This is a genomic window from Paenibacillus intestini (assembly GCF_030803945.1).
GTDB classification, from domain to species: domain Bacteria; phylum Bacillota; class Bacilli; order Paenibacillales; family Paenibacillaceae; genus Paenibacillus; species Paenibacillus polysaccharolyticus.
On the sequence record NZ_JAURUN010000011.1, the window covers coordinates 151,171 to 171,948 of the forward strand.

At 45.5% G+C, this 20,778-nt stretch carries 20 protein-coding genes; 3 read left to right on the plus strand and 17 right to left on the minus strand.

The window, feature by feature from the left end; translation table 11 throughout:
* Positions 1–72 precede the first annotated feature (72 nt).
* The 7 genes from hisS to J2T16_RS23990 all read right to left on the minus strand — a co-directional run bounded on the left by hisS (position 73) and on the right by J2T16_RS23990 (position 6,481).
* The gene (gene hisS, locus J2T16_RS23960) at positions 73–1,326 is read right to left on the minus strand and encodes a histidine--tRNA ligase (RefSeq protein ID WP_154887502.1); all 1,254 of its coding nucleotides are present in this window, start codon (positions 1,324–1,326) and stop codon (positions 73–75) included.
* A 367-nt stretch (positions 1,327–1,693) separates the two neighbouring features.
* The gene (locus J2T16_RS23965; protein WP_260510701.1) at positions 1,694–1,822 is read right to left on the minus strand and encodes a hypothetical protein; all 129 of its coding nucleotides are present in this window, start codon (positions 1,820–1,822) and stop codon (positions 1,694–1,696) included.
* Positions 1,823–2,297: 475 nt separating this feature from the next.
* Positions 2,298–2,744, minus strand: coding sequence for a hypothetical protein (locus J2T16_RS23970; protein ID WP_221787395.1), 447 nt, complete (start codon positions 2,742–2,744; stop codon positions 2,298–2,300).
* Positions 2,745–2,816: 72 nt separating this feature from the next.
* A complete protein-coding gene (locus tag J2T16_RS23975; protein WP_123066288.1) occupies positions 2,817–3,323 on the minus strand; it encodes a type 1 glutamine amidotransferase domain-containing protein in 507 nt (168 codons plus the stop codon).
* A 247-nt stretch (positions 3,324–3,570) separates the two neighbouring features.
* A complete protein-coding gene (locus J2T16_RS23980; protein ID WP_167375617.1) occupies positions 3,571–3,738 on the minus strand; it encodes a hypothetical protein in 168 nt (55 codons plus the stop codon).
* 103 nt (positions 3,739–3,841) lie between these two features.
* Positions 3,842–4,291, minus strand: coding sequence for a D-aminoacyl-tRNA deacylase (gene dtd / locus J2T16_RS23985; RefSeq protein ID WP_221787396.1), 450 nt, complete (start codon positions 4,289–4,291; stop codon positions 3,842–3,844).
* 12 nt (positions 4,292–4,303) lie between these two features.
* Positions 4,304–6,481 carry a RelA/SpoT family protein gene (locus tag J2T16_RS23990; RefSeq protein WP_090915582.1) on the minus strand — a complete coding sequence of 726 codons (2,178 nt, stop codon included), beginning with the start codon at positions 6,479–6,481 and terminating at the stop codon, positions 4,304–4,306.
* 314 nt (positions 6,482–6,795) lie between these two features.
* Here J2T16_RS23990 and uraA point away from each other — a divergent pair, with 314 nt between their 5' ends.
* The gene (gene uraA, locus J2T16_RS23995; protein ID WP_154983397.1) at positions 6,796–8,112 is read left to right on the plus strand and encodes a uracil permease; all 1,317 of its coding nucleotides are present in this window, start codon (positions 6,796–6,798) and stop codon (positions 8,110–8,112) included.
* A 216-nt stretch (positions 8,113–8,328) separates the two neighbouring features.
* On the opposite strand, the gene J2T16_RS24000 is transcribed toward uraA, so the two are convergent.
* The 6 genes from J2T16_RS24000 to J2T16_RS24025 form a co-directional block, all read right to left on the minus strand.
* Positions 8,329–8,844, minus strand: coding sequence for an adenine phosphoribosyltransferase (locus J2T16_RS24000; RefSeq protein WP_090915586.1), 516 nt, complete (start codon positions 8,842–8,844; stop codon positions 8,329–8,331).
* A 37-nt stretch (positions 8,845–8,881) separates the two neighbouring features.
* Positions 8,882–11,290, minus strand: a complete 2,409-nt coding sequence (gene recJ / locus J2T16_RS24005; RefSeq protein WP_154983398.1) for a single-stranded-DNA-specific exonuclease RecJ — start codon at positions 11,288–11,290, stop codon at positions 8,882–8,884.
* A 40-nt stretch (positions 11,291–11,330) separates the two neighbouring features.
* Complete coding sequence (locus tag J2T16_RS24010) at positions 11,331–12,290, minus strand: cation diffusion facilitator family transporter (protein ID WP_154983399.1); 960 nt, start codon at positions 12,288–12,290, stop codon at positions 11,331–11,333.
* Between the two features lie 73 nt (positions 12,291–12,363).
* The gene (secF, locus tag J2T16_RS24015; protein WP_499019403.1) at positions 12,364–13,272 is read right to left on the minus strand and encodes a protein translocase subunit SecF; all 909 of its coding nucleotides are present in this window, start codon (positions 13,270–13,272) and stop codon (positions 12,364–12,366) included.
* Positions 13,262–14,512 carry a protein translocase subunit SecD gene (gene secD, locus J2T16_RS24020; RefSeq protein WP_336121996.1) on the minus strand — a complete coding sequence of 417 codons (1,251 nt, stop codon included), beginning with the start codon at positions 14,510–14,512 and terminating at the stop codon, positions 13,262–13,264. Before secD ends, secF begins: the two co-directional genes overlap by 11 nt.
* A 91-nt stretch (positions 14,513–14,603) precedes the next feature.
* The gene (locus J2T16_RS24025; protein ID WP_090915725.1) at positions 14,604–14,843 is read right to left on the minus strand and encodes a post-transcriptional regulator; all 240 of its coding nucleotides are present in this window, start codon (positions 14,841–14,843) and stop codon (positions 14,604–14,606) included.
* Positions 14,844–15,091: 248 nt separating this feature from the next.
* On the opposite strand from J2T16_RS24025, the gene J2T16_RS24030 reads away from it, so the two are divergent.
* Complete coding sequence (locus tag J2T16_RS24030; RefSeq protein WP_221787399.1) at positions 15,092–16,747, plus strand: putative polysaccharide biosynthesis protein; 1,656 nt, start codon at positions 15,092–15,094, stop codon at positions 16,745–16,747.
* Between the two features lie 2 nt (positions 16,748–16,749).
* On the opposite strand, the gene J2T16_RS24035 is transcribed toward J2T16_RS24030, so the two are convergent.
* Positions 16,750–17,496 carry a YetF domain-containing protein gene (locus J2T16_RS24035; RefSeq protein WP_154887483.1) on the minus strand — a complete coding sequence of 249 codons (747 nt, stop codon included), beginning with the start codon at positions 17,494–17,496 and terminating at the stop codon, positions 16,750–16,752.
* Between the two features lie 180 nt (positions 17,497–17,676).
* Between J2T16_RS24035 and J2T16_RS24040 the strand changes: the two genes are divergently transcribed.
* Entirely contained in the window at positions 17,677–18,069 is a 393-nt protein-coding gene (locus J2T16_RS24040; RefSeq protein WP_154887481.1) for a TIGR04086 family membrane protein, read from the plus strand.
* 98 nt (positions 18,070–18,167) lie between these two features.
* Here the strand turns inward: J2T16_RS24040 and yajC are convergent, their stop codons facing one another.
* The 3 genes from yajC to queA form a co-directional block, all read right to left on the minus strand.
* On the minus strand, positions 18,168–18,479 hold the full coding sequence (gene yajC / locus J2T16_RS24045; RefSeq protein ID WP_154888523.1) for a preprotein translocase subunit YajC: 312 nt from the start codon (positions 18,477–18,479) through the stop codon (positions 18,168–18,170).
* A 67-nt stretch (positions 18,480–18,546) separates the two neighbouring features.
* Positions 18,547–19,683: a tRNA guanosine(34) transglycosylase Tgt gene (tgt, locus tag J2T16_RS24050; protein ID WP_090915605.1), complete on the minus strand. Its 1,137-nt coding sequence runs from the start codon at positions 19,681–19,683 to the stop codon at positions 18,547–18,549.
* Positions 19,684–19,718: 35 nt separating this feature from the next.
* Positions 19,719–20,747 carry a tRNA preQ1(34) S-adenosylmethionine ribosyltransferase-isomerase QueA gene (queA, locus tag J2T16_RS24055; RefSeq protein ID WP_221787409.1) on the minus strand — a complete coding sequence of 343 codons (1,029 nt, stop codon included), beginning with the start codon at positions 20,745–20,747 and terminating at the stop codon, positions 19,719–19,721.
* Between the last annotated feature and the right edge of the window lie 31 nt (positions 20,748–20,778).

Here is a 20,778-nt window from a genome sequence, read left to right on the forward strand (position 1 = left end):
CCATCCATACAACCGGAATCCTTTCACCATAGCCACTTGCCGATTCTACAATTGTCATTCCATCGTAGGTTCTTAATTATTTCCGCGTACCGTAGCAACCAGATCATCCAGTTTCACGGTCTGCTGCTCACCTGTATCCATCGCTTTGAGTGAAATCTCGCCACGCTCCAGTTCGTCATCCCCAAGGATCGCCGTGTAGCGAGCTTTGAAACGGTCAGCCGATTTCATCTGTGCTTTCATCTTACGGCCCAGATAATCACGCTCACCAGATAAGCCGGATTGACGTAACTTGAACAAAAGTCGATTGACCTCACGATCCGCTGACTCACCAAGAGCGACGAAATATACGTCGAGCGGAGCCAGTGTAGTTACTTCAATATTCTGGTGCTCCAGAATGAGCTGAATACGCTCCAGACCAATACCAAAGCCGATGCCCGGCTGATCCGGTCCGCCAATATCGCCAACCAGACCGTTATATCTGCCGCCCCCACCAACGGTATCAATGGCTCCAATGCCTTGTGCTTTTAGCTCAAATGCAGTCAGGGTGTAATAATCCAGCCCTCTCACCAGACGGTTGTTCACCGCATAGTCTACGCCGAAATCGTCCAGGTACGCTTGTAGTTTAGCAAAATGACTCAATGATTCTTCATCCAGGCTGTCCAAGATGGACGGAGCCCCAACGAATTTATCCTGATCCACCTTACAATCCAGTACACGTAGCGGGTTACGCTCCATCCGGGACTGGCAGTCTTTGCAAAGCGTATCTTTCATTGGTCTAAGGAAACCCAGCAGTGTCTCGCGGTATTCCGCCCGACTAGTTGCATTCCCCACCGAGTTAATTTCCACTTTGACATCCTTTAGGCCAAGCTCCACACACAATTGATAACCAAGTGCAATAACTTCAGCATCAATTGCCGGATCAACTGCACCAAGAGCTTCTACACCGAACTGGTGGAACTGACGCTGACGACCAGCCTGCGGACGCTCATACCTGAACATCGGACCGATATAATACAGCTTGCTCACATCCGGTTCGCCATATAGCTTATTTTCTACGTAAGCACGAACTACGCCAGCTGTTCCTTCCGGACGAAGTGTCATACTACGATTGCCCTTGTCATCAAAGGTATACATTTCTTTCTCAACGATATCTGTCGTTTCTCCTACGCCGCGTACAAACAAAGACGTTTGCTCAAAGATCGGCGTGCGAATCTCGCGATAATTAAAACGTCGACACAGATCCCGTGCTTTTTCTTCTACATACTGCCACTTCTCCACTACACCAGGCAGCAAATCCTGCGTTCCTGTCGGTTTCTGAAAACCCATCTGTATCCCTCCAGCATTGATTTTCTCTGTAAACGTTAATTCTCAATGTACACTTGACCACTTCGATTGTAGTACCATCTTCCGATCGCTGTTATCCCCGGATTTTTTTTGATCCAATTTCAAAATGTTTAAAATCCGGGGATAAAGGCGAACGCTTCGCTTCTACAGATTGGTTCTACACTCTACGTTCCGGTGTACAGGGAGAATCAACGTGAAAACAAAAAAATCCCTCGCCCTGTGTGCTTATCAAAAGCAAACAAAGGGACGAGAGATTGTATATACATTCACCCGTGGTACCACCCACATTCCGGAAGCCTGAGCCTGTAGCCGTTCAGGTTATTGCTATTACGTCAGGATGTTTTCAATGCTACATCCAGATCAACAGCTCTTCCGCTCTACGTTTAACGCACGTCATGCGCAGGCCGGCTACTAAGATCCGCAGATTCTCTCTGCCTTGTTCGCCGTCTGTTCTCGGGGAAGTCATTCGTCCGCTCATCAAGAGAATCCTTACAGCCTTGGGGATTCCTCTCTGGTCATGTGGGTACGGAGTACTTGGTCCCGTCATCAAATCAGTCATATGTTTCAAAAAAAACGACTTTTGTTGACTACAGTCAACGTATTATTTTCTGATTGTAATGAACCGCAGTACTAAAGTCAAGGGCTAACATCCTAAGATAGAAAAAAAACAGAAAAAAATAACCTGCACACGGTGTGCAGGTTCAAAGGATATATAAAAAAAGGGGGTCATGTCTGTTATTATAAACGCACATTGTTAAAGGCTTGTGTTACTAATATTACAGTAATATTACAAAAATGATAGCGCTTTAATATCGGTTTTTCCCACAACATCTTTTCTTTTTCGCCAGCACATTTGCAGTATGCAACAAATCTTCGCATATAATTAAAAGCCCTTACGTCTTCCCGGCAATTGAAGACCGGGCAACGTAAGGGCTAGCTTAATATCTATTGATTTAATCGAGTTCTTCCACATAGGCATGGTTAGAGCGAAGCTTATGAACAATCGCATCATAATCCTCATCTCTTACTTTGGCAGACAGAACATAATGCAGGTCACTATAATCGGCCGAAGTCACATCTGAGGCATCCAGCATATCTCCGTCCTCGTTCACTCTGTTGCGGGGATCGCGTTCAGCGTCACGATTGACATCAGTGACAACTGGAATTACATTTTCGCTAGCTGGAACCCCAGGAGCTGCCCCTACACCCATAGCACCGTTCGTGCCTACACCACCAGCCGTATTATAAGGAACCAGTGGAACCATAACTCGTGTATCCCTGCCAATGGCAGCATCCAGTTGACCTACTTCAAGCTGCTCGGTATGGAACGTCAATAGTGAAGTTCTTGCACCCTCTGCCTCGTCCTCGGTTCGAAAATACGCCTGAATATGTTTTGCCATGTCAAACCCTCCTTTATGGAATAAAATATATCATTAGAATGCCATCAACGTATTCAGTTTACCCTTTAATGCTTATATTACTTTCATCAATTCACGAACAAATGCTGGTTCATCTTCAGGTGTACGGGAAGTAATGTAGTTCCCATCGACAACCGCTTCATGATCCTTGAAGTCGGCTCCTGCGTTGACCATGTCATCCTTGAGTGGAGGATAAGATGTAATTGTTCGTCCCTTGAGCAGATCTGCGCTAGCCAAAATTTGCGGACCATGGCAGATTGCAGCGATTGGTTTGTTAGCCGCATTGATTTCTGTAACAAATTTCAGGATATTTGCGTCTGTTCGCAAATTTTCCGGCGACGACCCACCCGGAATAACGACTGCATCATAATCTGACGCATGAACCTCTGAGATCGCTTTGTCTGTCGTATATGAAGCCTTGCCGCCCTTGCCTTGAAGCGTTTCGCCCGCTTTTAACCCGATAATGTGTACCTCATGTCCGGCCTTCTTCACCTCATCGTACGGAACCTTCATTTCTGAATCCTCAAACTCATTCGCAAGCAAAAAAGCAACTTTACTCATGATCTATGGTCTCCTTTCCGTATTCGAATGTGATTAAACCTAGAGAGATTAATTCTATCCTTGGCACTTCTTTTGTGCCTCGTTTTGTTATTACCCCAAGGAGAGACTTTTATAACAATCCATACATTTTGAATTGATTTTGCGACCTGCCTCCGAGATGAAATGTGAATCATAACAGCAAAAAGCCCCGGATTGTTAAACAACCGGGGTTTTGAGCATAACTATTTTGTTTTATTGAATGGTTGAGCTATGGTCGTGGATGATGCTCCTGCCTGTCTTTATCTGAAGTTTGCAACATCCACAATGTGGACACATGAGCAGCGGCAGAGCGGGCAAGTTGAAGTGACTCCGCCAGATTGCCAGGCATCATTAGCGGCTCGTTCTGGTTTTTGGTTACTTTTGCAGATTGGCGCATAATTAAGAGAAACTCCTTTGGTCAACAAAGTTACAACTACAATGTGATACCAACGTTTACTTCTCTCTCATTATGACCCCTTCACTGCGCATTTATGCGAATCTCAGTCTCGCGGAGGACTTTCTAACATAAGGGTAACCGGTCCCCAGTTCGTAAACGTAACATCCATCATCGCTCCGAAACGTCCCGTTTCCACCTGAATCCCTTTATCTCGCAACAACTGATTAAACGTTTCATACAAACGTTCAGCTGCTTCTGGACGAGCCGCCGCAACAAAGCTTGGGCGTTTGCCTTTACGACAATCACCATACAACGTAAACTGTGAAACGGACAAAACTGCACCACCTACATCCAGCAGGCTGAGATTCATCTTTTCCTGTTCATCCTCGAAAATGCGAAGCCCGCTAATTTTATCTGCCAAGTAGATCGCATCTTTCTCCGTGTCCTCATGAGTTATGCCTACAAGCAGCATTAAACCGGATTCGATTCTGCCTGTCAATTCATCTCCCACGGTTACTTGAGCCTCTTTACAGCGTTGTACCAGCACTCTCATCTTACGGACTCCTTACTGCATAATTCGGTGTACAGAATAAACATCCTTCACCCGTTTGATTCGTTCCACAACGGCATGCAAATGATCTGTATTACGAATCAGAATGGTGACGTGCACCAATGCTAATTTATTTTTATCCGTCCGTCCGGTGACAGCAGATATATTCGTTTTACTTTCGGAAACAGCCTGAAGCACCTCGTTGAGCAGTCCATTGCGATCATGACCTGTAATCTCAATATCGACACTGTAGCTCGATTCGATATTCTCTTCCCACTCGACTTCAATTACCCGTGCTGCCTCTTCTCCATCCGCACTTGTAGGGATATTTGGACAGTCACTGCGGTGCACAGAAACGCCGCGGCCGCGTGTAACATAACCGATAATGTCATCTCCAGGCACAGGGTTGCAGCACCTCGCAAAGCGAACCAGCAGGTTATCAATGCCTTTGACACGAATACCGTTGGTTGGTCTGTTTCTGCGTTCAGGAGCCGGCTTCAGTTCACGCATCTCGGAATTCAGTTCCAGCAGATTGGATTCTTCCTGCTCTTTACGGAGCTTCTCCGTTGCTTTTGTGACGATCTGAGCGGCTGTAATCCCGCCAAAACCAACCGCCGCTAACATATCATCGATATCATTAAACGCAAATTTCTTGGCCGCTTCCATTAGCTTGTCATCAGTCATCCACGCAGAAGGATCAAGTCCCATACGTTTCAGCTCTCGCTCGCAGCTCTCCCGGCCTTTTTCTACGTTCTCTTCACGACGTTCCTTCTTGAACCATTGTTTGATCTTCGCCCGTGCATGGGAAGATTTCGCAATTTTCAACCAGTCCTGACTTGGACCATAAGAATGCTTGGAAGTTAAAATTTCGATAATATCGCCCGTTTTGAGATGATAGTCGAGCGGAACAATTCGGCCGTTTACTTTGGCACCAATGGTTCGATTTCCCACCTCAGTATGAATGCGGTAGGCAAAATCTAGCGGTACGGAGCCACTTGGCAATTCAATAACTTCCCCTTTTGGCGTAAATACAAACACCAGATCGGAGAAGAAATCCATTTTGAGCGATTCGACAAATTCGGAAGCATCCTGCGCTTCATTTTGAAGTTCAAGAATTTCCCGGAAAAAGGTGATTTTATCTTCAAACTGAGGCCCTGCCGCAGTTCCTTCTTTATAAGCCCAGTGTGCCGCGATACCAAACTCGGCTGTACGGTGCATATCCCAGGTACGAATCTGCACCTCGGTTGGCTCCCCGTTAGGCCCCACCACGGTTGTATGCAAGGACTGATACATATTGGCTTTTGGCATGGCAATATAATCCTTGAATCGTCCAGGCATCGGCTTCCATAATGTGTGGATAATGCCGAGCGTAGCATAACAATCCTTGATATTATCCACAATAATACGAATCGCAAGCAGGTCATAAATCTCGTTAAACTGCTTGTTCTTGGTCGTCATTTTTTTGAACACACTATAGATATGTTTCGGGCGGCCAGACAAGTCTGCTTGAATGCCCATCTCTTCGAGCTTACTTGTAATACCGTCCATTACCGTGTCGATGTACTGCTCACGTTCTGCACGTTTCTTATGCATCAGATTTGCAATACGGTAGTATTGTTGCGGATTCAAATAACGGAGGGCGATGTCCTCCATTTCCCATTTGATCGCAGAGATCCCCAAACGGTTTGCAATCGGACAGAAAATCTCCAGTGTCTCATACGAGATCCGGCGCTGGCTCTCTTCCGACTGAAATTTGAGGGTCCGCATATTATGCAGACGGTCAGCCAATTTAATCACGATGACACGGATGTCCTGCGCCATGGCGATGAACATTTTGCGGTAGTTCTCGTTCTGCTGTTCTTCCTTGGAGCGAAACTGGATGCGTTCCAGCTTCGTCAAGCCGTCAACAAGCATGGCACACGTATTGCCGAAATGAGTGCGGATCTCTTCAAGCGACACCGTAGTGTCCTCTACTACATCATGAAGAAGTGCTGCAATAATGGAGATGGTGTCCATCTGCATATTCACAACAATGTCGGCAACCGCAAGCGGATGCAGAATATACGGTTCTCCCGATTTTCGCGTCTGTCCGTGGTGAGCCTGATCAGCAAATTCGTAAGCTTCTCTTATGCGCACCAGATCGGGTTCTTTGATATACGCCCCGGCCTTCTCGAGTAATTGCTCTATGCCCATTCTGATCTGTTCCGTGTCCTTTCTATACAAAATGGAACCCGTGACAATACATCAACACAGGTTCCCCGTAAAAGTAATTTCCTATAATTATGACGCCTTGCCCGTTTCCCGTCAACTGCTGACGAATAAGAGCGTTTATCCAATTTTTAAAAAGTCTCAGTTGTTATCCATTATTGCCGATAATTGCTGAAATAGAAGGGAAATTTGAGAAAATAAGTGATTTACAGTCCAATCCTGAAAATTGTTATTGCTAATTTGAAAGAAACTCTGTAATCTATTGAAAGTTTGTGTATCGGAAAAGGAGATGAGATTCGTTGCAACGCGAAATTCAAGTTAATCAGAAGATGCCTTTTGGCCCAGGTGCATTATTGAGTTTGCAACATTTGTTCGCTATGTTTGGCAGTACAGTACTTGTACCTAACTTGTTCGGAGTGGACCCTAGCATGATTCTGTTGATGAACGGAATTGGTACGCTACTGTACATTCTGATGTGTAAAGGAAAAATCCCCGCATATCTCGGATCAAGCTTTGCTTTTATTGCACCGGTTATGGCTGTTTTGAAAGGCCATCCAGAGAATGGTTACTCCATGGCTCTCGCAGCTTTTATCGTAACAGGAGTTGTGTTCTGCCTCGTAGCACTCATCATTAAATATGCCGGCACAAGCTGGATTAATGTTGTATTTCCTCCAGCAGTAATGGGCGCGATCGTTGCCTTGATTGGTCTGGAGCTTGTACCTGTCGCCGCCGGAATGGCGGGTCTCATTAATTCTGATCCTGTGAACAACCCCGGTTGGGTTCCTCAAGCCAAACCTATTATTTTATCCATGGTCACGTTAGGAATCACCGTCATCGGTGCTGTAACCTTCCGCGGCTTTCCTAAAATTATTCATATCCTAATCGGTATTGTGTCCGGTTATGCCCTCGGGTACTTTTTAAAAGAAGTGAACACAGATAAAATTGCTAACGCAGATTTCCTCTCTCTGCCAACTATAACTACACCTACATTTGATTGGTCCGTCATCTTCACGATTTTACCGGTAGCACTCGTCGTTATCGTCGAACATATCGGGCATCTACTTGTCACCAGTAGCATTGTGGGCAAAGATTTGTCCAAAGACCCTGGACTGCATCGTTCCTTGCTTGGTAATGGTGTGTCTACAATTCTATCCGGTTTCGTGGGGTCCACACCGAATACAACATATGGCGAAAACATCGGTGTTATGGCTCTGACTCGTGTCTACTCCATTTATGTTATCGGTGGTGCAGCGGTCATTGCCATCCTGCTCTCTTTCTCCGGCACGTTCTCAGCACTTATTGCGAACATTCCAGTACCGGTTATGGGTGGTGTCTCCCTGCTTCTGTTCGGAGTCATTGCGGCTTCCGGTCTACGCATCTTGGTTGAACAAAAAGTGGATTTCGCCAAACCAACAAATCTGCTCCTGACTACACTCGTATTAGTTATCGGACTTAGCGGTACGGAAGTTTCCTTCTATGGTGTACATCTGAAAGGCATGGCGCTGGCTACGATTGCCGGAATGCTTCTCAGTCTGTTGTTCAAATTGTTTGAGGTACTTGGTTTATTGAACGAAGACAGTAAGAAACAACCAATTATCGAAAAAACACCTGACTAAGCATCACATGAAAAGAATGCAAGTTCGGGTGTGCTTTATCTCAATGTAGAGAACGTATTTCTTCTTCAAAAAAAGTAAATTCAAAAAGCCTGCCTCCCCAACTTAAGACGTTGGAGAAGCAGGCTTTTTGCTAATCATTAATGCTGTATATAATTTCCCGGGAAACTTGGGAAGTCAACTTTCATAACTCACAGCAACTCATAAGTTGATTTACGTTTAGTAGTTCATCAACGTAAATACACTCATATTCTCAGGCAATTTGCCGCGGCCATTCAGATCTGTCAATTCAATCAGGAATGCAGCACCTACCACATTACCGCCCAATTGTTCAATCAGATTAATGGAAGTTGCAATGGTTCCACCCGTTGCGAGCAGATCATCTGCGATCAGGACATTTTGCCCTTTCTCGATTGCATCTGTATGCATTGCAAGTGTATCCTTGCCATATTCGAGATCATACCCTGCTTCGATTGTCGCTCCAGGCAATTTTCCACTTTTGCGAATTGGAGCAAAACCAACGCCAAGAGCGTATGCCAGTGGGGCGCCCACAACGAAACCGCGTGCTTCAGGTCCAGCAATGACATCAATTTTCAGTTCAGATACCATCTGTTTCAGTTCATTGATCGCATTGCGGTACATTTCTCCATCTTTCAACAATGTTGTAATGTCCTTGAAGCTGATTCCCGGTTGTGGAAAGTCAGGAATGACACGAATATACTCTTTAAAATCCAAAATAATCTCCTCCTAAAATAAATACACAAACTTCCATCTAAGATACGCCCTTCATCCGGGATACCATCCATTGTGTCAGTTGAGGTGTAGCTGCATCTAGCATCACCTGTTCTGTCTCGGCCATGTTTTCCAGCGCCTGATAATGACGTGCTGAAGTTAAATCACGTTTTGGCGGGCTTTCCGCAACCACGATTTTGCCATCCTTCCGAGTAATGAAGGCCAGCTCTTCAAAAACATCAAGCATCATCGTGATCATACGCGTAGAACAACCACACTGACGACTGAGCACAGGAGTTATCTCTTGTTCCTCCACAGGTTCCGCTTTCCATTTGAACACCAGCATATAAAATCGCTTAAACAGTTCTCTGGAAGGCATCTGAAGTCGGTCTCGACGGTTGCCTGATCCATGCAGAAGGATGATATTCTCAGCTCCGCTGAACAAAGCCAGCATTGCATCAAGTTGTTCCGGAGTTTCCGGCGTATCAAACACAAATAACGTCCGGACTTCTTCCTGCCCATACTGCTCTGCGGCAGCATTACACGGAAATAACCCGACCTTTCTATCATATACCCAAAGGCACGGTTCATACAATGAATTTCCCTCAGAAACATTGGTTTCTTTTCGAACAATGGCCCCAATCGACCCCGCTTTATATCGCAGATGTACGTCAAGCGCACTCAGGAAGTGCTTCATTGCGATCAGCGGCTCAGCATGTCCACGCATATCAAACACTTGTGACCCAGGAACGTGGATGTCCTGAAGCATCATCTGTGGCTTTCTCATGCCATTCCATTCATTGATCGACAGTTCCCCCATCACATCGATGACAGAACCGGGGGAGAGAAATTCAGCCAGTGCTCCCTTACCAAAAGCAACAGTTTCCAACTGCTGACCGTCTTGTTCAAGAACCAGCTTCAAATGGCGCTTTTCCCGCCCCATGGTTCTGGTTTCCTTGACAGTCACCTTTCTCAATACAAAACGTGGCGATGGATTACTCATACCAAACGGCTGTAATCGGTCAATCTCCTGAATCACCTTGAGGGGCACATCACTAATTCTGCATTCATCATCAGCCAAGCGCTGAGGTACAAAGTCTTCTTCTGTTAGTACCGTCGCGGCATATTCATTTAAGCCCGCCTCAAGCTCTTCCAATTGATCACGATGCAACGTCATTCCTGCAGCCGCAGGATGTCCACCATAATGATCCATACTGTTTTTGTTCACGGTAAGTGCCTCATAAATATCCAGACCCTCAATGGAACGCGCGGATCCTTTGCAGATGCCACTCTCGGGATCAATTCCCAGAATTAGTGTTGGACGATAGTATCGCTCCAGCAACTTGGAAGCCACAATGCCGACTACACCGACATTCCACCCTTCACCCGCCAGTACGATAACATCCGGCACAGCTCCGGAACGTTGCTCAATTTTCTGTTCCAGTTGTGCTGTCGCTTCCTGTAGAATACCCTCCACGACTTGTTGCCGCTCTCGATTGAGTAGATCCAGCTGTCCCGCAAGGGTATGAGCTTCATCCAAATCTTCCGTCGTGAGCAGCGATACCGCTCTTCCCGCATGATCTAATCGGCCGCTAGCATTAATACGTGGAGCCATGGCAAAAGCAATGTTAATGGATGTCACCTGGCTTTGATCCACACCACTAATCTCAAGTAAGGCACTAACTCCAGGAAGTTTGGAACCTCTCATAGATTCAATCCCGTAACTGACGATCACCCGATTCTCGCCCTCAAGCGGCATCAAATCAGCTACCGTTCCAATCGCCGCAATCTCCATCCATTCACCTGGCACCTCACCAATCAATGCCTGAGCAACCTTCAACGCTACACCAGCCCCAGCCAGGCCCTTGAACGGATACGGACACCCCGGTAGTTTCGGATTAATCAGTGCGTACGCCTCTGGCAAAATCTCAGGGGGTTCGTGATGATCCGTGACAATCACTTCGATCCCCAGTGTCGCAGCATAAGCAATCTGTTCTACAGCGCTGATTCCCGTATCGACAGTAATAATTAATGTAACTCCTTGCTGTTGAGCCCAGTCCAAAGCATGATTATGAAGACCGTAACCTTCATTCGAGCGATGAGGAATATAGATATCGTATGAGGCCCCCAAATGACGCATCAGATGGATCATGAGCGATGTACTGGATACTCCATCGGCATCATAATCTCCATAAATTAAAATATGTTCTTCTCGCTCCAATGCCAGCTTGATTCGAGGAATGGCCTCACTCATGCCTAGTAGCAGATAAGGATCATGCATCTGATTCAAATCAGGATGTAAAAAACGTTCTGCCCCCTCTTCATTGTGCACACCTCGGCTTACAAGCAAACGTCCTACTAGAGGGGAAACGGAAAGCGCCTGCGATAGTGCCGCAGCCGCCTCCAGATTGATATGTGGTGTATTCCACCGATATTGCGAATATAGCAACGCTAACGCTCCTTTCCTGATCTACGAGATCCCAGCGCCATCACTGAATTAATGTCGCTTCATGATCAGGCAGTTCATGATTGGATTTATAAGGATATCCAGGATCATAGGGTATAGCCTGGATCTGAACTTCTTTTACATGACTAAAACGTGTTAACAGCAATGTCTTGGCTCGGTTTGCAATTTCTTGCGCCTCCAATATGGAGATTCTGGGATTCACACTAACAACTAACTCAATGGTAACATCATGTTCCTGCTCCCGTGCAACCAAATGTTCAATCGTGATAATACCGTATACCCGTTGTACTGTTTCTTTGTAGTCCGTAGCATCCTCCTGCTCAAGTTCTTGAACAAGTGAACCATAGACCGTGTCTACAATCATTCGATACCCTTTATACAAAATGAAACCAGAAGCAATAAGAGCAGCGGTTGGATCGAGGTACAACAGCAGACTCAAACCGGTTTCTTCCCCTGCCATCGCGCCGATAATACCTATTAAAACCGCTAGTGAACAATATAATGCACGTCGGTGTTGCAAGGCATACGACATAGCTTGGGACTGATTTCGTTTACGGAAATATCGGTACTGAAATTGAAATATAGCTTCTTTCACAGCTAACGCAGCAACAGCTACCAAAAGAACAGACTTTCCAGGTGCTTCGAGTTCACCACTCGATAGGCTGCTTAATGCGGAGATAGCCAGCTGTAGGCCTCCCATCAAAATAAGCACCGCTAGCAGAACCGTCATGCCCGGTTTCGCAGCCCTTGCATGTTCTCTTAGCCGCTCCTTTTGTATCTTGCCTTTGGGTTGTACAGATCGTGAGGGAAAAAGAGCAACCAGAGAAGAGGCAGCTTCAGAGGCAGAATACAAACCATCGGCCAATAAAGATTTGCTATTCGCCATGTACCCTACTCCTGTTTTGATGACTGCAAGTGCCAAGTTTCCGACGATCCCGCTCCATGTTGCCGCTTGTGCGGACCGACCAGCTTCTCTTGTCATGTTGATTCCCCCTTAATTCTGTACTTAACGTTGCAAAACCGCGCCTGGCAGACGCGGCTTTACATTCCGATGTTTAGTTAGGAGCTTTAGCCGCTGTTTTTGGCTTGTTGACCTGTTTACTTTTAAGTGTGAACCATAGCGGAGCCGCGATGAAGATGGAAGAATACGCTCCAAAAAATGTTCCGATCACCATCGCAAGAGAGAACATGCGAATGGACTCACCACCAAAGATAAACAAACAGAGTGAAGCGATAAACACAGTAAACGTTGTGTTTAGGGAACGAGTCATCGTTTGAGCCAAACTATGATTCACTACTTCACGAAGATCAGCTTTCGTTGATTTTTTAGCAAAACGAAGATTCTCACGAATCCGGTCAAAGATAACGATGGTATCGTTGATCGAGAAGCCGACAATTGTCAGAACCGCCGTAATAAATGTCAGATTAACTTCAAGTCTGAAGATGGAAAATACACTGATAACGACAAAAGCATCATGGAAAATGGAAATGACAGCAGCAACTGCAAATCTCCATTCAAAACGAATCGCAACATAGATCATAATCCCAATACTTGCTATAAGCACTGCGTAGATTGCGTTGCGTTCCAGTTCCTTCGCCATCTCAGGATCAACTGTATTGACCTCATAAGATGCTTTTGGATCAAGTTTACTAAATTCCTGCTTGAACTTACTTTCCTGATCTTCAACCAGAACATTGGAGAAACGAACATTTACCCGATCTGCGCCCGGCGTGATGTGCACATCACCCTCCTTGACACCCATGTCCTTGATGATCGGATTAATCTGCTCCGTTGTGATTGCTTTGGATACTGTGATATCCACATTGGAACCTGATTTGAAATCAACTGCGTAATTAAGCCCCAGTCCGAGAATACTTACGATCCCCGCCACCGTCAAAATGATCGAAAAGATATAGGCAAATTTACTGCCTTTTACGTAATCATAATTCCAATTAAAGCGCACGAATTTCACTCTCCTTCACTCCGAAATACTTAGGCTTCTTGACTACGTTACCCCGTACAAGCAGGACTAACAGGAAGCGGGAGAAGAAAATATTCGTGATGATACTGGTCACAATATCGAAAATCAGTACGAGTGCAAAACCTTTAACTGCACCAGTACCCAAGAAGAACATTACAGCTGCCGCAATAATGGTTGTGATATTGGAGTCGATAATCGTACGGAAGGAATGTTTACCGCCGGCTTTAACGGATGACAAAATGGATTTGCCGCTACGCATCTCTTCCTTAATCCGTTCGTACGTAATGATGTTTGCATCAACCGCCATACCTATACCCAAAATGAAGGCCGCAATCCCCGGTAGGGTAAGCACGAATTCTCCAAGATAGAAAATGGCAAGGACTAACCATGTATGGGTGATCAGTGCAAAGCTCGCGATGATACCTGGGATGCGATACAGTCCAATCATGAAGATCAGGATGATGACAGAGCCAATCAAACCGGCTTTGATCGTCTGATCCAGAGACAACTTACCGAGCGTTGCGCCTACGCTTTGGGAGTATTTCTCCGTAAGTTTCAGCGGCAGTGCACCCAGGTTAATAGTATCACGAAGCTGATTCGCTTCTTCACGTGTATAGGAACCTGAGATTTGAGCAGATCCGTCAGTCAATTGTTGTCTAACTTCAGGTGCTGACAGCAATTGATCATCTAAGTAGATCGCAAGAGGTTTATTGATCAGACGTTTTGTGATTTCAGAAAACTTGGCTTTGTCTTTTACTTTAATGTCGATCATCGGCTCATTTAATTGAGTGAAGACCACCTTCGCTGCATTTTCGACAAACTCATTACCGCGAAGCTCAATTTTGGAGTACTCGCCTTCTTTGTCATTCGGTGCTTTACTCCGGAATGTCAGAACAGCGGGTTCTTTCATTTTGGCTCTAACCTCAGCCTCATCTGTAACCCCTGCCAGTTTCAACCGAATCCGGTTGGTTCCTTCTGTAGTTACTTCCGGCTCACTTGTTCCGAGCGCATTGGCACGGCTTTCGAGGCTTTTGGCTGTTTGCACCAAGGAAGCTTTGCTGAGTTGTTGCCCTGCTTCGAGCGGCTCTGCTTCATATAAGATCTCGTAGCCTCCTTTTAAATCAAGGCCCAAGCGTATATTTTTGAGCAGTTCCGGGCTTGTACCCACCATAACCCCTGTGGTGACAAGCACGACCAGAATGAAACTGATAATTCTTTTCATGCCGTTCCTAGATCCCCTTTCGTTCTCAATATTCCTATTATAGCGATGCCGTAAAAAGCAGTCAATTTTCAACAAAAAAGATCCCTTTCAACTAGAAAGTGGACCCCCGGTATGCAGACACCGTCATAAAGTTCATAAAGCTTGTTGCTTTCAGTGACAATATGTCGTTCACCAGTTGGTGAAGCGGTGGAATACCCTGTTTTTCGTATTTATGACTGACACAATTCCAGACATCTTGGCTGGTGACATATTCGTAACCGACAAGCCTTAATTCCTCCGCCTTACTTCGGCAGAGTATCTCTATTGACTGTTCCAACTCCACATCATTCATTTCTTCCAACGGGGAGCCTCCCTTCTTACATCCGAGCCTTTATGCGGCACCAATACTACATCATTCGACCTCACCTGATCATATTCCTTCTTGTTGATTATGGTTCTTTTTGTTAATCGTGTCCAAGTTGTCATGAGATGATGAAAGACCGGCATAGGATGAAGTACAACGGCTTTGTCCCATTAATGAGATAACCAGTACCTTCAATGAGGATAACCTGTACCTTCAACCGGGAAAGAGGGGTAGTTTTGAAGAAACAGACATTTATTCAGGGGGCCATGATCCTGCTCGCGGCAGGCATTATCAACCGGATTCTCGGCTTCATTCCACGAATCGCACTGCCACGAGTAATCGGTGCAGAGGGTGTAGGTATCTATCAACTGAGCTATCCCTTTTTCATCGTGCTGGTGACACTGATTACCGGAGGTATTCCTTTAGCTGTGGCCAAGCTTGTCGCCGAAGCCGAGACGGGTGCTAACCGTTATTCGCCACAACGTATTTTGCAGATCAGCCTTAGCTTCACGCTTACTCTCGGTGTCGTTTTTATGTTTTTATGCATCCTGTTTGCCCCATGGATCACCCAATATGTCCTCACGGATGAGCGCGTATATCATACGTTTGTCAGTATGAGCCCCATGATTGCTATAATCGCAGTTTCAGCGGTGTACAGGGGGTATTTCCAAGGTAAGCAAAATATGATGCCTACAGCGATTTCATCCATTACTGAAACCATCATCCGTATCATTTTTGTGATCTGGTTTGCATGGCTTTTGTTACCTAAAGGGATTGAACATGCAGCCGCTGGGGCAATGCTCGGTGCTATGGTTGGGGAACTCGCCGGTATGCTGGTTCTGCTGTGGAATTATGCAAAGTTTAAAAAAGAATTGCCTCTTTCTCGTCGTAGTCGTATAAAGCAGGTTCCTTCTCCTTCATCAGAGTCTTTACAAGATGACCATTCCAAAGTGCTAGAGAAAGATGAGTTTTCTACAGCGTCTGCCTCTTCCCAGAGAGGATTGATCCGCCGTTTGCTGGCTATATCTGTCCCTGTTACAGCAGGTCGTCTTGTCGGTTCTTTATCCTATCTCGCTGAAACGATCGTGACAGCCCAGAGTCTCGCCATTGCCGGTATTGCTAAAGGGCTAGCTACAGCTCAATATGGTGCATTACAAGGAATGGTAATCCCACTGTTGCTACTTCCGGGAGCACTGACTTCTTCTCTCGCAACATCACTCGTGCCCTCTCTGTCAGAAGCTTCAGCCAATGGTGACCGTGCGCTCATTCATAAAAGAATGCACCAGGCTCTGCGGCTAGCTCTAGTCACTGGTGCACCCTTTTCTGTTTTTATGTATGTGCTTGCCGAACCGATGTGTCTGCTGCTCTATGATGATGCATCGATTGGAAGCATGCTAAAGCTGATGGCTCCTTTTGCCTTGTTTATCTATATTCAAGCTCCACTACAGGCTGCGCTGCAGGCGCTCGACCGTCCGGGTAAAGCATTATTAAACACGTTTATCGGTGCTGTCATCAAAATTTCATTAATTCTGATGCTGGCTTCGCAGCCCGAATACGGTATATTCGGTGCCGTTATTGCCATCTGTATTAATTCGATGGTTGTAACTTTGCTACACGCGGGCAGTGTGCGCCGGTTATTAAATTTTCGTTTCAAGCTGATGGATTGGGTCAAAACCGGAGCTGGCATGTTCATCATGGGTGCTGCAACCTTGCTTATCTATGAACACACAGCTGCGCTATTTCCGTTCTGGTTTCGAATGATCCTTGCGACTTCCGCCGGTCTGCTTGTTTACTTTATGGTCATGGGTTTAACCAAAATGATCGACTTTCATGACCTATCACGTGCTCCCCTCATTGGCTCATGGTTCAAACGTCGATCTGAAAAAAAATAGTTTTATTTTTTGTCTTCACGAGCACTTATATATAACTTGCCATTGTGATCAATTGAGCATATAAACACATCTTTAAAATCGTTAATGCCTTTTTGTTGAATTTGATTTTTTAACCAGAAACGTGTTTTCTCGATCATTTCCAAATTCTCATCCTGTACTTTCCCATCCATAATCAGGGGCACGGGTAAACCCTCATATTTAATGTTGGGGAAACCTTTCAGCTTAACATTTTCTTTTTGCCGTGCAGATGAATTGGAAGAACCGGAACTGGAAGTAGAGCCATCAGAGCTCTGATCTTTCGGAAATACAGTCAATTTCCCGGTTGTTTCAAGGAGCGCAAAATCTACATCACCGATGCTGTCAATATTTTGTTCCCGAAGCTGCAGTAACAGATCATCCAGATTGTAACGTTGCTTGCGCATTTCATCACGATGAAGCTTGCCTTTGGAGATTAAAACCGTAGGTTTTCCATCGATCATCAGACGAAGCTTGCGGCTTTTCAACCCGACATAAGCCATCCCGATTTGCATAACAATGACGGTCAGCATCGGAGCAATACCATGAGATAGCGGTTTTTTGATATCCTCAATCACAAAAGCAGCCATCTCGGCAAGCATGATGGACACGACCAGATCAAACATAGATAACTTGCCGATCTCACGTTTACCCATCACACGAATAGCGCAATACACCAGGAAATACATGAGTATGGTTCGATATATGTGAGGGCCAAAATCAGTGAAATTCATAACAGGAACCTCCTTCGAATTTCAGCATTGTACAGAGATCTGAAGTGCAATCCCTATTTTGACCTGAACCTCACATGCTCATGCAGAAATAATCCGTTCATTTAATGGAAATCGGTTCATAAGTCAGAAGGCTTGACCATACACTGTAATAATTTCAAACTTGTACAAGGGGGTTGCTTTATGCAATTGATTCGCCGCTTATTCTCATTTCGGATGTCCAACCCAATTCTGTCTGGCCTCTGTCACGCTTTTGTCTGGATGTTTATCGGAGCATTAATACTTTCTTTCTTCCTGTGGATGAGCGGCATGCGAGAACAGGATCTTTCCACCTATACCTATGTTGTTCACGTTTTGTCATTGCTCATCGGTGGTTTCATTGCGGGGAAACGTTCGGGTGAGAAAGGATGGTATTACGGTGGCTTCACAGGGATCGTTTATGGGCTTCTCGTGTTGCTCATCGGATTCTTGGCACTGGACGCTTCATTTAACTGGAAAGACAGCTTGCAACTCCTTAGCGCATTCTTTATATCGGCTCTTGGCGGCATCTTTGGAGTCAACACACAACGCTCATAATCAACTCACAAAAAAAAGAGAACCGGATCTACTTCAGATCCGATTCTCTGTTCGGGAATATGCCCGCGCATATTCTCATCTTCTCATCATGTATACCATTATTCAGCCGTTTCACGACTTACAGCGCTGCTAATCGCATTACGGTCAAACGTAAGCTTGGTAACGTCATTTACACGCAATACCACCACGTCGTCTGTAATTTCAGCAATCGTACCGTGCAGACCACCGATCGTTACAATTTTATCGCCTTTTTTCAACTGGCCCAACATCGCATTGCGTGCTTTTTGCTTTTTGTTCTGTGGGCGAATCATCAGGAAGTAGAAAATCGCGACCATCAATACCAAAGGTACGATCAACGAAAAAATTCCACCACCAGGATTTGCAGCTTGAGCAGTCATTGCTTGAAACATCAAAACTCCCCCTTATCGACTATACGTACAGTTACTGCTTGTTGCATAGGCTCCGCAAAAACCTCAATTAGAAACCTTTGTCATTGTCATGCAGACCATATTGATCGAAAAATTCATCCCGGAAATCAAGCAAACGATCTTCCATTATGGCTTTACGCACATTGCGCATCAAGTTCTGTAGGAAATGAAGATTATGGATCGTTGTGAGACGCAAGCCAAACGTTTCATCTGCTTTGATCAGATGGCGCAAGTACGCTCTGGAATAGTTGCGGCAAGTGTAGCAATCACATTCCGGGTCAAGCGGCCCAAAATCGGTTGCAAACTTGGCATTGCGAACGACCAGACGTCCCTGACTTGTCATCGTTGTTCCGTTACGGGCAATCCGGGTTGGCAACACGCAGTCAAACATGTCCACTCCACGAATCGATCCCTCAATCAATGCATCGGGTGAACCTACCCCCATCAAATACCTTGGTTTATTGGAAGGTAGCAAAGGCACCGTGTAATCCAATACGCCATACATCAAATGTTTCGGTTCTCCAACACTCAGTCCACCAATAGCATACCCCGGGAAATCCATGGAAGTCAAATCAGCCGCGCTTTGACGACGGAGATCCTCGTGCATGCCACCCTGTACGATAGCAAACAATCCTTGATCATGCGGACGGGCATGACTTTCAATACAACGCTCCGCCCAGCGAGTTGTTCTTTCGAGTGATTTCTTAACGTATTCGTATTCAGCTGGATATGGAGGACATTCATCAAATGCCATCATAATATCTGAGCCCAGAGCATTCTGGATTTCCATAGCCACTTCCGGGGAAAGGAACTTTTTGTCACCGTTCAGATGGGAGCGGAAATGTACGCCCTCTTCGGTAATTTTACGCATCTCACTAAGGGAGAACACCTGAAAACCACCGCTATCTGTCAAAATAGGCCGATCCCAGTTCATGAACTTGTGCAGACCGCCAGCTTGACGGATAATTTCATGACCCGGTCTCAAGAACAAATGATACGTATTACTCAGAATAATCTGAGCATCCATTTCCTTCAGTTCTTCGGGACTCATCGTTTTTACCGTTGCTTGAGTGCCGACCGGCATGAACGTTGGAGTCTCAATAACACCATGAGGTGTATGCACACGTCCCAGACGCGCACCTGATTGTTTACACGTTTTGATATGTTCGTACGTAATTGCTGCCATTGGTTATAATCATCCTCTAAAAGTTAATCGGTTTATTAATAAATCAACATTGCATCGCCAAAGCTAAAGAAACGATATTTCTCCTTGATGGCTTCCTCATAAGCATGCATAATGTGTTCTCGGCCTGCAAGAGCACTAACAAGCATCACCAGTGTTGATTTGGGCAAATGAAAATTCGTTAGCATTCCGTCAATCACCTTGAAGGAGTAGCCAGGATAAATGAAAATGCTCGTCCAGCCGCTACTTTCCTGCAATACACCATCTTCAAATTTACTTCCTACCGTCTCCAGCGTTCTGCAACTGGTGGTGCCCACTGCAAAAACCTTATTACCACGCTCTTTCGTCTGATTAATCAGTTCAGCCGTTTCCTGTGATAAAGAATAATACTCCTCATGCATAACATGATCCTCAACCATATCAACAGACATCGGTCTAAATGTACCAAGCCCAACATGTAGGGTAATAAATCCAACATTCACATCTTTAGCCCGAATCTGTTCCAGCAACTCATCCGTAAAGTGTAAACCTGCTGTCGGTGCAGCTGCAGAACCTTCGTGTTTGGCATATACCGTCTGGTAACGCTCTCGATCATCCAGCGTTTCCTTGATATAGGGTGGTAGTGGCATCTCACCAAGGCGATCCAAAATCTCTTGGAAAATACCATTGTACTCAAACGTTAACGTACGTGCGCCCATCTCGCCTACTTCATTAATGACAGCCTTTAATTCATCGCTAAACACAATGACAGAGCCAGCTCTCAGCTTTTTGCCCGGCTTGACGAGTGCCTCCCACTTATCACCTTCGACGTTTTTAAGCAAAAGCACCTCGGCTTTTGCCCCTGTGTCCGCTTTAGTACCAAACAGGCGGGCAGGCAATACACGTGTATCATTCAGAATCAGTGTATCTCCAGGCTGCAGTACATCGATAATATGAGGGAAATGGTGATGGGCAACTTCCCCTGTCTCTTTGTTTAAAGTCAGCAGACGAGAAGCGGTACGATCCAGCAACGGTGTCTGAGCGATTAATTCCTCTGGTAACTCAAAATCATATAAGTTCACATTCATGTTCTATTCATTCCTTAAGGCTTTGATATTC